We start from the raw sequence: 15,072 nt of genomic DNA, 5'->3' as shown, positions 1-15,072 counted from the left end.
CTCGCTACTTCGCAGGGACCCCGGCGCTCTACGTTCGTGCCTCACTCCGATACCTTGCGGGGGCCCCGATGAGACTGACCCTGAAGATCTGGCGGCAGAGCGGCCCGAGCGACAAGGGCGGCGCGGTCACCTACCCGATCGAGGGCGTGTCCGAGGACATGTCCTTCCTGGAGATGCTCGACGTCCTCAACGAGGGGCTGATCGCCAAGGGCGAGGAGCCGGTCGCCTTCGACAGTGACTGCCGCGAGGGCATCTGCGGCATGTGTGGCGTGATGATCAACGGCGAGGCGCACGGCCCCGAGCGGACCACCACCTGCCAGCTGCACATGCGCTCCTTCCGGGACGGCGACGAGATCGTCATCGAGCCGTGGCGGGCCGACGCCTTCCCGGTCATCAAGGACCTGTGCGTGGACCGCGGGTCCTTCGACCGGATCATCCAGGCCGGCGGCTACATCTCGGCCAACACCGGCTCCGCGCCGGACGCCCACGCCACCCCTGTGCCCAAGAGCCAGGCCGACCGGGCCTTCATGGCGGCCGAGTGCATCGGGTGCGGCGCCTGCGTGGCCGCCTGCCCGAACGCCTCCGGCATGCTCTTCATGGGCGCCAAGATCACCCACCTGGGCGAGTTCCCGCAGGGCCAGCCCGAGCGGGACGCCCGCGTGCTGTCGATGACCGCGCAGCACGACGAGGAGGGCTTCGGCGGGTGCACCAACCTCGGCGAGTGCTCCCGCGCGTGCCCCAAGGGCATCCCGCTCAACGTCATCTCCCAGATGAACAGCGACCTGCTCCGCGCCCAGCGGCACCAGGCCTGATCAGCCGGCTGACGGCATACGGTCGGGGTGCCGGTGACCACTGACCGGGCGGCGCTCGTGCTGGCCGCGACCCCCATCGGTGACTCCCGGGACGCCTCCCCGCGCCTGCTCGAGGAGCTGGCCGGTGCGGACGTGGTCGCAGCCGAGGACACCCGCCGGCTCCGGCGGCTCACCGACAGGCTCGGGGTGAGCGTCGGTGGCGACGTGGTCAGCTACCACGAGCACAACGAGGCCTCCCGCACCCCCGACCTGGTGGCCAGGATCGGCGGCGGCGCCCGGGTCCTGCTGGTCACCGATGCCGGGATGCCCTCGGTCTCCGACCCGGGCTACCGGCTCGTCGCGGCCTGTGTCGAGGCCGACCTCCCGGTGACCTGTGTGCCGGGCCCGTCCGCGGTGCTCATGGCCCTGGCCGTCAGCGGGCTGCCGGTCGACCGGTTCTGTTTCGAGGGGTTCCTGCCCCGGCGCCCCGGGGAGCGGGAGCGGGTGCTGGCCCAGCTCGTGGCCGAGCCGCGCACGATGGTCTTCTTCGAGGCGCCGCACCGGCTCGCGTCCACGCTGACCACGATGGCCACGGTCCTCGGCGGGGACCGCCCGGCTGCCGTATGCCGTGAGCTCACCAAGACCTACGAGGAGGTCCGGCGCGGGGGGCTGGCAGAGCTGGCCGCCTGGGCGGCGGACGGCGTCAGGGGCGAGGTCACCGTCGTCGTCTCCGGTGCGGGCTCCGCGACCGAGGCAGCGGTCACCGTGGAGGAGGCGCTGCCGGAGGTCCTGGAGCGCAGCGGCGCCGGTGAGCGGCTCAAGGACGTGTGCCGGGACGTGGCCCGCCGGACGGGTCTGTCCTCCCGCGAGCTCTATGCGGCCGCCCTCGCCGCGCGCTGAGCCCTCCCGGCCCTCGGACCCGGGCGCTCCAGCGGGCGCGACCTGACGGTCCCCGACCAGAGTGCGCGTGCTCAGCCGTAGTAGGCGCCGACGGCCTGCTCCCGCTCGCGTCGCCGGCGCCGCGCGCTGCGCCACAGCGCGATGCCGCCCCACAGCATGAGCAGCAGCAGGAAGATCACGATGATCGGGAAGAAGATCGCCACGATGCTCAGGCCCACGGAGGCGGTGTCCTCGGCGGTCGAGACCAGGGGTGCGCCCACGCCGAGGGTGCTCGCGTTGACGACGGGGCGGGTGACCGCCTTGCCGGTGTGCACCACGCCGGCGGTGATGATGCCCAGGACGACACCGATCCACGGGTTGTCGGCCATCAGGGAGGAGTTCTGCTCGAGGTCCTCGGCAGCCTGGGTGGCGGCGAAGATGAGACCACCGGAGGCGGGCCGGATGAAGGTGCCCACGGCGTCGTTGATGTGGTCGACCACGGGGATCTTGTCGAAGACGACCTCGCCGACCAGCAGCACCGCGGCGCCGCCGATGGCCCAGTCGGACTCGATCCAGGCATACTGCGCGGGCAGGTTGATGAAGTCGGTGAACCTGGAGACCAGGGCCACGATGAGGAACGGGATGTAGGCGTTCAGGCCCGCAGCGGCGGACAGCCCTGCTCCGGTGAGTGCAGCGAGCATGGTGAGCCTCGCCCCCTTCGTCGTTCGGCGTGCCCCGGCGGGGCGCGTCAGGTTCAGTCAACCACGGCGGCCCTGTGACGTGTTCCCACGCCGCCCGGTTCCGCGACACAGTGCCTCGGTTCCGCCACACGCTGCCCCGCCGGCGCCCGCAACACCGGGCGGCTCCGGCACATGAGACGGGTGGACCCGCCCCGCGAGATCTCGGGACGGGTCCACCAACGGTGCTGCGACTAGCTCACGGCGTGTACCTGATCGCCCGCAGCTCGTCCTCGACGTCCTGGCCGACCGCCGCGCGACCACCCAGGATCTGGATGTTGGCGGCACCCAGCCGGGTGAGCTCGGTCAGCACGCTGGCCGGGATCCGATCCGTCTTGACCAGCAGGACCGGGCTCTGCAGGTGACCCGCAAGGACCGCACCCGTCAGCGCGTCGGGGAACGCCTCGCCGGTGGCCACGAACACGTTCTGCAGCCCGTCGGGGAAGTCCGCCGAGATCGCTGCCGCGGTCTCGTAGCGGTTCTTGCCCTGCCGGCGCTCGACGTCACCGTAGGCGCCGAGCGCCTCCTCGACGTCCGCGGAGACGGCAGCGGTCCCGCCCAGGACCACGATGGTGGTCGGGTCGAGCCGGTCGAGCTCGTCCGCGGTCGCCCTGGGCAGGTGGGTGGACTGGGTCAGCAGCACCGGGCTGTCGACCGTTCCGGCGCGGGCGGCGCTGGTCAGGGCGTCCGCAAAGTCCTCGCCGGTGGCGATGTAGACCGTGTCGGCGCCCGGCTCGATGTCCGCCGAGATCGCGGTCGCGGTCTCGTAACGGTTCGCGCCGGCCATCCGGCTGACCTCACCCTCGGTCAGCCCGCCCAGCTTGGCCTCGACCGTCGCGTCGACCGCACCGGAACCGCCGAAGATCACGATCTGGCCCGGCTGCAGCCGCTCCAACTCGAACAGCGTGGCGGCCGGGATCGCGTCGGGCTTGACCAGCAGGACGGGTACGCCCTCGCTGCCTGCCCGGGCCGCACCCGCGAGCGCGTCGGGGTAGGTCGTGCCGGTGGCGATGTAGACCGTCTCGACGCCCGGGTCGTAGTTCTGCCCGGAGATCTTGGCGGCCGTCGAGTAGCGGTCGGTGCCCGCGTAGCGCGAGACCTCCGGTGAGGTCGGCGCCTCCTGGCCGTCCTCGATCGTGAAGGGCTCGCTGGTCCAGGACTCGGTCGCGGCCTCACCCTCGTCGTTGAACGACTGGGCCTTGGTGACGGTCATCTCCAGGAGGTACTTGCCGTCATCGACCGTCGCTCCCTGGAAGGTCCCGTCCCAGGTGAGGACCAGGAAGTCGTTGGGAGCCTCGCTGCGGCGCAGGTAGTCCTCCGTGTAGACGACGCCCACCTCGGCGCCCTGGGTGCCGTCGGCGTTGGCCTCGTAGGCGGTCAGCTCGACCGCGCGTGCCTGGTGGCCGAACTCGGCCAGGACGGCCGGGTCGTCGTCCTCCACGAGGGTGAAGACGGGCTCGTCGCCGGTCCCGGTCTCCGGGAAGACGTCGTAGCTGCCGCCACCGGTGTGGACGCCCAGGACCGGGAAGTCGAAGTCCTCGACGGCGCCGGGCAGCAGCACCGGACGCTCCTGGTAGTCACCGGCGTAACCGGCGTACGGCACGCGCAGCATGTCGCCCGCCGTGCCGTCGACCGGCTCGAGCTCCAGGTAACCGCCGTACTGCAGGCCGAGCTCCATGTCGGGATCGAGTGCCGGACCAGTGATGGTCACGGTGATCCAGGCGCTCTCGCCGGCCTCGACAGTGACCGTGTCGGGACCATCGACGATCGTGGCAGGACCCCAGTAACCCGGGCTGTAGTCGCCACCGTCGGTGGCGATGGTGGCGTCGTTGTTGCTGAGGGCGTAGGTCACCGAGTCGTTGCTGGTGTTGGTGATCCGTAGCCGCTGGCTGACCGGCCCCGCATCGGTCTCACCGAGCGAGATCTTGCCGGGGGAGACCATCGCCGGCGCCGAGATGGCGTCGTCGATGTCCACCATGCCGGCACCCTGCCGGTGTACGGAGTCAAGGTAACCGCTGGCCGGGCTGAGTGACCAGAGAGCCGGGTCGGCGCTGTTCTGCAGCACCGTCCGGACGTCCTCGGTGGCCAGGTCTGGACGTGCCTGCAGCAGGAGCGCTGCGGTGCCGGCCACGTGCGGGGACGACATCGAGGTGCCACCCAGGGAGGCGTAGCCACCCTTCTCCAGCGGGTAGGCGGAGAAGATGTTGCCGCCCGGGGCGCCGAGGTCGGGCTTGAGCTCCAGCTCGGCGGTCATGCCGTAGGAGCTGAAGGAGGAGATCAGACCGGCGGTGGGGCTCTCGGCCGAGGTGACCTCGTCGGTCCAGGTGAGCTCGATCTCCTCACCACCGGCGGCGATCGCGGCGTTCAGGTCCGCGCCGGCGGCCTGCTGGATCGTGACGACCGGGATCGTGATGGCCGGGTCGCCCTCGACCGTGGCGTTGATGACGCCGGCCACGTTGTTGGCCAGCACGACGCCGACGGCGCCCGCGCCCTCTGCGTTGGCTGCCTTCTCGTGGAAGGAGCAGGTGCCGCGGTCGATGAGCACGAGCTTGCCGGTCAGGTCCGCGGTGATGCCACCGTCGGCCGTGCACGCCATGCCCTCGGGGGAGCCGGTGTCGCCCAGGCGGACGATCGCGCCGGTGCCCTCGGTCGGCGGCTCGGGTGCCCCGGTCGCCGGGGAGTAGCCCACCGCCACGGCCTCGTCGCCGTAGGTGAAGGCGTTCTGGGTGACCATGGCGTTGTCGTAGGACGCCACGCCGATCGCCTTGTCGGAGACGCCCGGCGCCCCGGCGGAGAAGGTGCCGCTGGCGCCCTCGTTGCCGATCGAGTTGACCACGACGACGCCGGCGTCGACCAGTGAGTCGGACGCCTGGGCGCTCGGGTACTGCTTCCAGCTGGCCCAGCCCGAGCCGATGGACATGTTGACCACGTCCATGCCGTCCTCGTAGGCCAGCTCCATCGCCGAGAGCATGATGTCGGTGTTGGTGGACCCGGTGCAGCCGAACACGCGGTAGGCGCCGATGACGGCGTCCGGTGCGACACCCATGACGCCACCCGCCGCCTCGTCGCCGTTGCCGGCGGCGATGCCGGCCACGTGGCTGCCGTGACCCTGGCAGTCGTCCGGGTTGGGGTCCTGGACCGGGAAGTCGGTCTCGGGGGTGGAGGCGTCGTAGTCGTCGCCCACCAGGTCGAAGCCGAACCGGACCTGCTCGGTCTCCCAGCCCTCGCTCGTGCCGTCACCGGGCGTGCCGGAGCCGCCGAAGTCCGGGTGGTCGACGTCGACGCCGGTGTCGATGATGGCGATGCGCATGCCCTCGCCGGTGTAGCCCATCTCGTGGGCCTTGTCGACGCCGGTCATCCCCTTGGCGTACGCCATCTGCGGGGTGGCGTCCCCGACCGGCGTGGACGGGGCCTGGATCTGGTGGACGGGGAAGACGGCGACGACGTCGGCGGAGCCCGCGGCGAGCTCGACGTCGGCGCGGGAGCCGGAGACGGACAGCCCGCTCCAGACCGAGTCGTAGGTCTGGCGCACCTCGAGGTCGGCGCCGACGGAGCGGGCGTGGTCCAGGAAGGAGTCGGTCTGGGCCGCCACCGTCGTGGCAGAGCCGCCCTTGATCACCGGCGTGGCCCTGAGCTGGATGAAGTAGGCGGAGGGCTGGGCACGGACCCCCTCCACGGTGCGGTCCTGGACCTTCGCGGCCCCGTCCGGCGCCGAGACCCCGTAGTCGGCGCTGTCGCCGAGGTCCTGCGCCTCGTTCCCGTCAGCCAGGGCCCCGCCCCCGCTGACAGTGGTGACTGCAAGAGCCACCGCGGCGACTCCTGCGGTGGTGACCCTGCGGAGGCCCGTGGCGGGCGCTCTGCTCCCTGCTCGTCTCATCATTGAGTTCTCCCAGAATGTGATCCGGTGACACCCACCGGTGGCTCGACAGTAGGCAGTCCCCGGGCGTTCACGAGGACCTTGGCACAGTCCGTTATGGATTCGTGACCTTGGGAGAGGACCGCACGCCGCCTGGGTGCAGGTGGGGAGGGCCGGTGGCAGCGGCCCCGATCGGCCGGGACGGTGGCGGCAACTAGACTCGCCAGCCATGAGCCACGTCCTGTCTGCCGTCGCCTGGCCCTACGCCAACGGCCCGCGCCACATCGGCCACGTCGCCGGGTTCGGCGTGCCGTCCGACGTCTTCAGCAGGTACATGCGGATGGCGGGGCACGAGGTCCTCATGGTGTCCGGCTCCGACGAGCACGGGACCCCGATCCTCGTCCAGGCGGACAAGGCGGGGATGAGCCCCCAGGAGTTCATCGACGCCAACCACCGCCTGATCACCGAGGACCTCACCGGGCTCGGCGTCTCCTACGACCTGTACACCCGGACCACCGCGGCCAACCACCACGATGTCGTGCAGCGGATGTTCCTGGCCTGCCACGCCAACGGCTACATGGTCGAACAGGCGCAGCAGGTCGCGATCAGCCCGTCGACGGGCCGCACCCTGCCGGACCGCTACATCGAGGGCACCTGTCCCATCTGCAAGTACCCGGAGGCCCGGGGAGACCAGTGCGACAACTGCGGCAACCAGCTCGACCCGGCCGACCTGATCGAGCCCCGCAGCAAGATCAACGGCGAGGTGCCGCAGTTCACCGACACCCAGCACTTCTTCCTCGACCTGCCGGCCCTGGCGGGCGCGCTCGGCGAGTGGCTGGCAGGCCGCGAGGCGAGCGGGCTCTGGCGCCCCAACGTCATCCGGTTCTCCCGCAACATCCTGGAGGAGATCCGTCCCCGGGCGATGACGAGGGACATCGACTGGGGCATCACCGTGCCGCTGGACGGCTGGCGGGAGAACCCTACCAAGAAGCTCTATGTCTGGTTCGACGCCGTCATCGGCTACCTCTCGGCCTCGGTGGAGTGGGCCCGACGGCTCGGCGAGCCCGAGCGGTGGCGCGACTGGTGGAACGACCCGGAGGCGCTGTCCTACTACTTCATGGGCAAGGACAACATCACCTTCCACGCCCAGATCTGGCCGGCGGAGCTCCTCGCGCACAACGGTGAGGGCGCGCGCGGTGGCGACGAGGGCCCGTTCGGTCGGCTGAACCTGCCGACCGAGGTCGTCTCGAGCGAGTTCCTGACCATGGAGGGTCGGGCCTTCTCCACCTCGCGGAACATCGTGATCTACGTGCGGGACATCCTGGAGCGCTACCAGCCGGACGCGCTGCGCTACTTCCTCTCGGCCGCGGCCCCCGAGACCGCCGACTCCGACTTCTCCTGGCCCGAGTTCGTCAAGCGGACCAACAACGAGCTCGTCGCCGGCTGGGGCAACCTGGTCAACCGCACCGCCTCGATGATCGCCAAGAACTTCGGCGAGGTCCCGGCGCCCGGTGAGCTCGAGGAGGTCGACCGTGCGCTGCTCGACCAGATCGCCACCGGGTTCGACACCGTGGGTGAGCTCATCGCGACCCACAAGCAGCGGGCGGGCCTGGCCGAGGCCATGCGCCTGGTCGGTGAGGCCAACGCCTACGTCTCCACCACCGAGCCGTTCAAGCTCAAGGGCGAGGACCAGCGCGAGCGCCTCGCGACCGTGCTGCACGTCCTGGCCCAGGCGGTGGTCGACCTCAACACCATCCTGTCGCCCTATCTCCCGCACTCCTCGACGGCGGTGCACCGTGCGCTGGGCGGGGAGGCGGTGTTCCAGCCGATGCCGGTGGTGCAGCAGGTGCAGGACCTGGATGACCCGTCGCGCCCGGACTACCCGATCATCACGGGTGACTACTCGGCGGCGCCGCGGTGGGAGCACCGGCCCGTCCGCGTCGGGGCACCGGTCGCGAAGCCGACGCCGATCTTCACCAAGCTCGACCCCGGGACGGCGGATGAGGAGCGGCGTCGGCTCGGGCTGGGACCCGATGACGACGCACCGGCCGGATGACGGACGAGCGCACCGCGGAGCTCCCGCCCGCCCCAGAGCCGCTGCCGATCCCGGTGGCGGACAACCACTGCCACCTGGACATCAGCCGGGACGGCGGCGACCCGGTGTCGGTCGCCGACCAGGTCGCCGCGGCCGCCCGGGTGGGCGTCACCCGACTGGTCCAGATCGGGTGCGACCGCGAGAGCGCCCGCTGGACCGTCGGCATACTCGATGAGCACCCCGCCCTCCTCGGTGGTGTCGCGATCCACCCCAACGAGGCGCCGAAGCACGCGGCGGCCGGAGAGCTCGACGAGGCGCTCACGGAGATCGAGGCGCTCGCCGGGCACCCGCGGGTGCGCGTCATCGGGGAGACGGGGCTGGACTACTACCGCACCGGCCCCGACGGCGTCGCGGCCCAGCAGGAGTCGTTCCGGCGGCACCTCGAGATCGCCAGGCGCACCGGACTGGCCCTGCAGATCCACGACCGGGACGCGCACGCCGACGTGCTGCGCATCCTGGCCGAGGAGGGGGCGCCCGAACGGGTCGTGCTGCACTGCTTCTCCGGGGACATGGAGATGGCGAGGGAGTGCGTGCGAAGGGGGTACTACCTGTCGTTCGCCGGCACCGTCACGTTCAAGAACGCCCGTGACCTGCGCAACGCGCTCGCGGTGACCCCCCTGGAGCACCTGTTGGTGGAGACCGACGCGCCCTACCTGACACCCAGCCCGCACCGCGGCCGGGTCAACGCGCCCTACCTGATCCCGCTCACGGTGCGCGCCATGGCGGCCACCCTCAACGTGGCGGTGCCCACCCTCTGTGAGGCGCTGTCGGCCAACTCCGAGCAGGTCTACGGCCCCTGGTGACCTCGGCCGCGCCCTGGTGACCTAGCGCGCCGTGGCCCCGGGCCCCAGCGAGTGTCGTGCGCCCCGGGTCCCAGCGAGCGTCAGGTGCCCCGACCGCGGCGAGCGTCAGGCATCGCCAGGGTCAGAGCCCTGGAGATGCCTGACGTTCTGGGGCGTGGACGTGACGTCCTGTGGCGTGGACGTGCCCTCGGGACGACACACGGCCCCGGTGCAGGTGCACCGGGGCCGCTGAGGTGACGCGAGGTCGTCAGGCGCTGGGGACGATCAGGCCGTTGGTGGTGGTGCGGGCGGCCTCGAAGCGCGCCTGCACGTCCGCCCAGTTGGCGACGTTCCACCACGCGGTGACGTAGTCGGCCTTCACGTTGCGGTACTGCAGGTAGAAGGCGTGCTCCCACATGTCGAGCATCAGCAGCGGCACGAGGCCGGCCGACAGGTTGCCCTGGTGGTCGTAGAGCTGGCACAGGATCAGCTTCTGACCCAGGGTGTCCCAGGCCAGGATCGACCAGCCGGAGCCCTGGATGCCGAGCGCGTTGGCGGTGAAGTGCGCGCGGAAGGCGTCGAAGCTGCCGAAGGTGTCGTCGATCGCGGCGGCCAGCTCACCGACCGGCTTGTCGCCACCGTCGGGGGACATGTTCGGCCAGAACACGGAGTGGTTCACGTGCCCGGCCAGGTTGAACGCCAGGTTCTTCGACAGCATGTTGACGGTGCCGAAGGAGTCCTTGTCGCGGGCCTCGGCCAGCTGCTCCAGGGCGGTGTTGGCGCCGCTGACGTAGGCGTTGTGGTGCTTGGAGTGGTGCAGCTCCATGATCTCCCCGGAGATGTGCGGGGCGAGGGCACCGTAGTCGTAGGGAAGATCGGGAAGGGCGTAGTCAGCCACAGCAAACAACTCCTCAGTCGTAGATGTCCACAGGTTTCGAGCCTGTCCTACAAGCAACATAGCCGCAACCGCTCCGACGGGTCCGCGGTGGGGGGTGCGCCAGCAACAGGGGGTGGGGGCTGCGCCAGCAAGGGGTCGGGGGTGCGCCAGCAACAGGGGTGGGGGTGCGCCAGCAACGGGGTGGGGGGTGCGCCAGCAACAGGGGCGGGGTGTGGCAGCCACCCACCTCTCCCACCGGGCGGCCGGGCGCTCGCGTGGCGCCACCGACAGGTCAGGGTCCTGGGGGCTGCGACCAGTACGCTGACCGGTCATGGAGCCCCACCTGGAGGAACGCCTGCTCGGCGCGGCGGAGATCCGCGAGCTGGCCGGCCGGCTGGGGGTGCGGCCCACCAAGACGTGGGGCCAGAACTTCGTCATCGACGGCAACACGGTGCGCAAGATCGTCCGCCAGGCGGGTGTGGGGGCGGACGACGTCGTGGTCGAGGTCGGCCCGGGCCTCGGCAGCCTGACCCTCGCCCTGCTGCACGTGGTCGACCGGGTCACCGCGATCGAGATCGACCCGGTGCTCGCGGGGCAGCTGCCGGCCACCGTTGCCGAGCACGCCCCGGACCGGGCGGACCGGCTGACCGTCCTGCAGCAGGACGCGCTGACGGTCACGGCTCTGCCCGACCCGCAGCCGACCGCGTTGGTCGCGAACCTGCCCTACAACGTGGCGGTCCCCGTCGTCCTGCACCTGCTGGAGACACTGCCGACGCTCGAGCGGGTCCTGGTCATGGTGCAGCTCGAGGTCGCCGAGCGGCTCGCGGCCTCGCCGGGAGGACGGGTCTACGGCGTGCCCAGCGTGAAGGCGGCTTGGTATGCGGAGGTGTCACCGGCGGGGCGGATCGGCCGCAACGTCTTCTGGCCGGCACCCAACGTCGACTCGGGGCTGGTGCGCATGGTCCGACGGGACCCACCGGTCACGACCGCGGACCGGCGCGAGGTCTTCGCGGTCATCGACGCGGCCTTCGCGCAGCGTCGCAAGACGCTGCGTGCCGCTCTCGGCGGGTGGGCCGGCTCACCGGCGGCGGCCGAGGAGGTGCTGCGCCGGGCGGGGGTGGATCCCGGGGCGCGCGGTGAGAGGCTCACGGTCGAGCAGTTCGCGGCCATCGCGGCGGCGCGGCACGCTGACGCATAGGGTGTCGGCATGAGTCTGGCCGTCGAGTCCCGGGGCGTCACCGTCCGTGTGCCCGGGAAGATCAACCTGGAGCTGGTCGTGGGTCCGCTCCGTGAGGACGGCTACCACGAGCTCGCCACGGTCTACCACACCGTCGGCGTCTTCGACTACGTCACCGTCACCGCGGCGGACACCTGGTCCGTGCAGGTCAGCGGTGCGACCGCCGCCGGTGTGCCCACGGGCTCCGGCAACCTGGCGCTCAAGGCGGCCAAGATGCTGGCGCGGCGCTACGGCGTCGAGGAGGCCGCCACGCTGAGCATCGAGAAGAACATCCCCGTCGCCGGTGGCATGGCGGGCGGGTCCGCCGACGCCGCCGCGGCGCTCGTGGCGTGCGAGTCGCTGTGGGAGCTGCAGCTCACGCGGGACGAGCTGGAGCCGATCGCCGCGCGCCTGGGCTCCGACGTCCCCTTCCTGCTCCACGGCGGCACCGCCATCGGGTCCGGGCGCGGGGAGCGGCTCGCTCCGGTCCTGGCCCGGGGGGAGCTGCACTGGGTGCTCTGGGTGAGCACCGAGTCGGGACTGTCCACCCCGGACGTGTATGCCGAGTGCGACCGCCTGCGTGAGGCCGCCGGCACCGAGGCGGCTGACCCGGCGCCGTCGGGCGAGCTCATCGCGGCGCTGCGCACGATGCAGACCGCCGAGGTCGGCGCCGCCCTGCGCAACGACCTGCAGGAGGCCGCCTGCTCGCTGTACCCCGTGCTGCGCGAGGTCCTGGAGGCAGGCACGACCCTCGGTGCCCAGGGGGCGATCGTCTCCGGTTCCGGGCCGACCGTGGCCTTCCTGGTCGGCACGCAGGCGGAGGCGATCGACCTGTCCGTCGGCCTGGCCGCCCGTGGCCCCGCCGGTGACATCCGGCGCGCCACCGGGCCGGTCGCCGGCGCCCAGGTGATCCAGTCCGTCGCGCCGACCGGCCCGCACAACTTCACCGGCTGAGCGGATGGCCAACCTCATCTCGACCGACCGTGTCACGCTGATCGCGGGCACCCAGGTGCTGCTGGACGACGTGTCACTGGGCGTGCTGGACGGCGAGCGGATCGGTGTCCTGGGCCGCAACGGCGGCGGCAAGACCTCCCTGCTCCGGGTGCTCATGGGCACCCGCGAGGTCGACAGCGGCAGGGTGCTGCGCCCGGCCGGCGTGACCGCCGGCATGCTGGCGCAGGCCGACGTGCTCGACCCGGACGCGACCGTCCGGCAGGTTGTGCTGGGTGACCTGGCCGAGCACGAGTGGGCCGGTGACCCGCGGGTCCGGGAGATCCTGACGGGCCTCCTGGGCGACCTCGGGGCCAGTGCCCTGGGTGGGCTGGACTCGCAGGTGGGCGCCAAGTCCGGCGGGGAGCTGCGTCGTCTGGCGCTGGCCGCGCTGCTGGTGCGCGACCCGGACCTGCTCGTCCTCGACGAGCCCACCAACCACCTGGACGTCGAAGGGGTCGCCTGGCTGGCGGCATACCTGTCGGGGCGCCGTCCCCGTCCCGGCAGCGGACTGGTCTTCGTCACCCACGACCGGTGGTTCCTGGACGCCGTGGCCACCCGCACCTGGGAGGTAGGCGACGGTCGCGTGCACAGCTACGACGGGGGCTACGCGGCCTACGTCCTGGCCCGTGCCGAGCGCGCCCGGGTCGCCGCCGTGACCGAGGAGCGGCGCACCAACCTGCTGCGCAAGGAGCTCGCCTGGCTGCAGCGGGGCGCACCGGCCCGCACCAGCAAGCCCCGGTTCCGGATCGACGCGGCCGAGGCGCTGGTGGCGGACGAGCCGCCACCCAGGGACACCGTCGAGCTCGTCCGGTTCGCCACGACGCGGCTCGGCAAGGACGTGCTCGACCTGCTGGACGCGACGGTGCGCCTCGGTGACCGGGTGCTGCTGGACGACGTGACCTGGCGGATCGGCCCGGGTGACCGGTTCGGCATCGTCGGGGTCAACGGGGCCGGCAAGTCGACGCTCCTGCGCGCGCTGATGGGGCAGGTGCCCCTGGAGTCCGGCACCCTCCGGACCGGCAAGACCGTGCGGCTGGCCTGCCTGAGCCAGGACCTGCGTGAGCTGGAGGCCGTGGCCGGCCGCAAGGTCATCGACGCGATCACCGAGGTCCGCTCCTTCACGGTCCTCGGGGGCAAGGAGATCTCCGCCAGCCAGCTGGCCACCCGCCTGGGTTTCACCGGTGGACGCCAGCAGTCCCGGGTCGGTGACCTGTCCGGTGGTGAACGGCGCCGGCTGCAGTTCCTCCGGCTGTTGATGGATGAGCCGAACGTGCTGCTGCTCGACGAGCCGACCAACGACCTGGACATCGACACGCTGACCTCGATGGAGGACGTGCTGGACGGTTGGGCCGGCACGCTGATCGTGGTCTCGCACGACCGCTACCTGCTCGAGCGCATGACGGACCGTCAGGTCGCCCTCCTGGGTGACGGTGCGCTGCGCGACCTGCCCGGCGGGGTGGACCAGTACCTCGAGCTCCGTCGCGCGCGTGCGGCCGGGGCGGCACAAACCGGTGCCGCGGCGCGTGCGGGCTCACGCGGAGCAGACGCTGCCGGCGGCGGGCGGGCGCCCGTCCCCGACACACCGCCGCGGGGCCACACCCCGGCCGAGCTGCGTGAGGCCCGCAAGACCATCGCGCGGGTCGAGAAGTCCCTGGCCAGGCTGGGGGAGCGGGAGGCTCGGGTGCACCAGGACATGGTGGCGCAGGCGACCGACCCGGGAGCCATGACGCGGCTCAGTGCCGAGCTCGCCGAGATCCATGCCGAGCGCGAGACCCTCGAGCTGGAGTGGCTCGAGGCGGCGGAGCTGGTCGACTGAGCCACTCGGCCCGGAGCCGTGTGCACCGGGCACTGCAGGGTGGCGACGGCGGTCGCCCGACGGTCGAACGAGACAAGGGGAGGGTGCGCTGCAGATGTCAGGAACCGGCGCCCGCAAGGGCGGTCTGGTCGCCGTCCTGGCCCTGTTGGGGGCGACCCTGTTCTGGGCCGGCAACTACGTCGTCGGCGCGGCCGCGGTGGAGAGCATCGACCCGCTCGACCTGGTGCTGCTGCGCTGGCTGATCGCGCTCCCGCTGCTGGTGCTGCTGGCCCGGCGGACCGAGCGACCGGTCTGGCGCGAGACGCTCGGGGCGTGGCGGTGGCTGGTCAGTCTCAGCCTGACGGGCCTGCTCGGTTATCCGCTGCTCGTGTACGTGGCCCTGCAGCACACCTCCGCGCTCAGCGCTGCCCTGATCAACGCCGCCAACCCGGCGCTGATCGTCCTCGTGGCCACGGTCGTGCTGCGGGAACGGCTGACCCCGCTCGTGCTCACGGGGGTGCTGGTCGCGCTCGCCGGGGCCGTGGTGGTGCTCAGCCGTGGTGACATCGGGGCGGTGCTCAGCACCGGCTTCGGCCCGGGTGAGGTGGCGATGCTCGCTGCCATCGTGTGCTGGACCGCCTACACCGTCATCGGCCGCGCGGGCCAGGGTCTGCTCCGGGTGCCGCCGGTGACCGCCCTCGCTGTGCAGGCAGCGATCACTGTGGCCGTGCTCACGCCGGTCAGCCTCGCCAACGGTGGGCCCACCCTCCCCGCCACGGCGGAGGCCGTGGGATCGGTGCTCTTCATCGCCGTCTTCCCCTCGGTCCTGGCCTACGTGCTGTGGAGCCGCGCCCTGGTGGGGCTGCCCGCGGGGAGTGCCGGGGTGTTCCTCAACCTGATCACCGTGTTCGTCGCCGTGTTCACCCTGCTGGTCGGGGAGCCCTACTCGACGGCGCAGCTCGTCGGGGGCCTCATCGTGATCGTCGGCGTCGTCGCGACGAACGTCCGCACCGGCCGTCGCGATCCCCTCAAGGTCTCTTGATGCCGAGAT

11 protein-coding genes are annotated in these 15,072 nt (G+C 71.7%); 8 read left to right on the top strand and 3 right to left on the bottom strand.

The genetic code is table 11. The features are described from left to right. Window positions 1–68 precede the first annotated feature (68 nt). Together DA085_RS12655 and rsmI are read left to right on the top strand one after the other, a co-directional pair. Window positions 69–812: a succinate dehydrogenase/fumarate reductase iron-sulfur subunit gene (locus DA085_RS12655; RefSeq protein ID WP_109473348.1), complete on the top strand. Its 744-nt coding sequence runs from the start codon at window positions 69–71 to the stop codon at window positions 810–812. 33 nt (window positions 813–845) lie between these two features. After that, window positions 846–1,691 carry a 16S rRNA (cytidine(1402)-2'-O)-methyltransferase gene (gene rsmI, locus DA085_RS12650; RefSeq protein ID WP_109473446.1) on the top strand — a complete coding sequence of 282 codons (846 nt, stop codon included), beginning with the start codon at window positions 846–848 and terminating at the stop codon, window positions 1,689–1,691. Window positions 1,692–1,762: 71 nt separating this feature from the next. Here the strand turns inward: rsmI and DA085_RS12645 are convergent, their stop codons facing one another. After that, the gene (locus DA085_RS12645) at window positions 1,763–2,371 is read right to left on the bottom strand and encodes a DUF4126 domain-containing protein (RefSeq protein ID WP_109473347.1); all 609 of its coding nucleotides are present in this window, start codon (window positions 2,369–2,371) and stop codon (window positions 1,763–1,765) included. 235 nt (window positions 2,372–2,606) lie between these two features. Further along, the gene (locus DA085_RS12640) at window positions 2,607–6,215 is read right to left on the bottom strand and encodes a S8 family serine peptidase (RefSeq protein WP_109473346.1); all 3,609 of its coding nucleotides are present in this window, start codon (window positions 6,213–6,215) and stop codon (window positions 2,607–2,609) included. Window positions 6,216–6,492: 277 nt separating this feature from the next. Between DA085_RS12640 and metG the strand changes: the two genes are divergently transcribed. Together metG and DA085_RS12630 are read left to right on the top strand one after the other, a co-directional pair. Next, complete coding sequence (gene metG, locus DA085_RS12635) at window positions 6,493–8,319, top strand: methionine--tRNA ligase (protein ID WP_109473345.1); 1,827 nt, start codon at window positions 6,493–6,495, stop codon at window positions 8,317–8,319. Further along, complete coding sequence (locus tag DA085_RS12630; RefSeq protein ID WP_109473344.1) at window positions 8,316–9,161, top strand: TatD family hydrolase; 846 nt, start codon at window positions 8,316–8,318, stop codon at window positions 9,159–9,161. Before metG ends, DA085_RS12630 begins: the two co-directional genes overlap by 4 nt. A 247-nt stretch (window positions 9,162–9,408) precedes the next feature. Here DA085_RS12630 and DA085_RS12625 read toward each other — a convergent pair whose 3' ends face one another. Further along, a complete protein-coding gene (locus DA085_RS12625) occupies window positions 9,409–10,038 on the bottom strand; it encodes a superoxide dismutase (protein ID WP_202619216.1) in 630 nt (209 codons plus the stop codon). A gap of 310 nt (window positions 10,039–10,348) precedes the next feature. On the opposite strand from DA085_RS12625, the gene rsmA reads away from it, so the two are divergent. The 4 genes from rsmA (at window position 10,349) to DA085_RS12605 (ending at window position 15,063) form a co-directional block, all read left to right on the top strand. Next, complete coding sequence (gene rsmA, locus DA085_RS12620) at window positions 10,349–11,215, top strand: 16S rRNA (adenine(1518)-N(6)/adenine(1519)-N(6))-dimethyltransferase RsmA (protein WP_109473342.1); 867 nt, start codon at window positions 10,349–10,351, stop codon at window positions 11,213–11,215. A 9-nt stretch (window positions 11,216–11,224) separates the two neighbouring features. Beyond that, window positions 11,225–12,187: a 4-(cytidine 5'-diphospho)-2-C-methyl-D-erythritol kinase gene (locus tag DA085_RS12615; RefSeq protein WP_109473341.1), complete on the top strand. Its 963-nt coding sequence runs from the start codon at window positions 11,225–11,227 to the stop codon at window positions 12,185–12,187. Window positions 12,188–12,191: 4 nt separating this feature from the next. Continuing rightward, window positions 12,192–14,042 (top strand): ABC-F family ATP-binding cassette domain-containing protein, encoded by a 1,851-nt coding sequence (locus DA085_RS12610; RefSeq protein ID WP_109473340.1) that lies wholly within the window; start codon window positions 12,192–12,194, stop codon window positions 14,040–14,042. Window positions 14,043–14,136: 94 nt separating this feature from the next. Further along, complete coding sequence (locus tag DA085_RS12605; protein WP_109473339.1) at window positions 14,137–15,063, top strand: DMT family transporter; 927 nt, start codon at window positions 14,137–14,139, stop codon at window positions 15,061–15,063. Window positions 15,064–15,072 lie beyond the last annotated feature (9 nt).

This window comes from Ornithinimicrobium cavernae, assembly GCF_003121625.1.
Lineage (GTDB): Bacteria > Actinomycetota > Actinomycetes > Actinomycetales > Dermatophilaceae > Ornithinicoccus > Ornithinicoccus cavernae.
Note: the sequence above shows the minus strand (reverse complement) of the source record. Positions and strands in the feature narration are given on the sequence as shown.

Coding starts and splice junctions, on each gene's coding strand:
- DA085_RS12655 (WP_109473348.1), top strand. CDS start 69: ATGAGACTGACCCTGAAGATCTGGCGGCAGAGCGGCCCGAGCGACAAG.
- DA085_RS12645 (WP_109473347.1), bottom strand. CDS start 2,371: ATGCTCGCTGCACTCACCGGAGCAGGGCTGTCCGCCGCTGCGGGCCTG.
- metG (WP_109473345.1), top strand. CDS start 6,493: ATGAGCCACGTCCTGTCTGCCGTCGCCTGGCCCTACGCCAACGGCCCG.
- DA085_RS12630 (WP_109473344.1), top strand. CDS start 8,316: ATGACGGACGAGCGCACCGCGGAGCTCCCGCCCGCCCCAGAGCCGCTG.
- rsmA (WP_109473342.1), top strand. CDS start 10,349: ATGGAGCCCCACCTGGAGGAACGCCTGCTCGGCGCGGCGGAGATCCGC.
- DA085_RS12615 (WP_109473341.1), top strand. CDS start 11,225: ATGAGTCTGGCCGTCGAGTCCCGGGGCGTCACCGTCCGTGTGCCCGGG.
- DA085_RS12610 (WP_109473340.1), top strand. CDS start 12,192: ATGGCCAACCTCATCTCGACCGACCGTGTCACGCTGATCGCGGGCACC.
- DA085_RS12605 (WP_109473339.1), top strand. CDS start 14,137: ATGTCAGGAACCGGCGCCCGCAAGGGCGGTCTGGTCGCCGTCCTGGCC.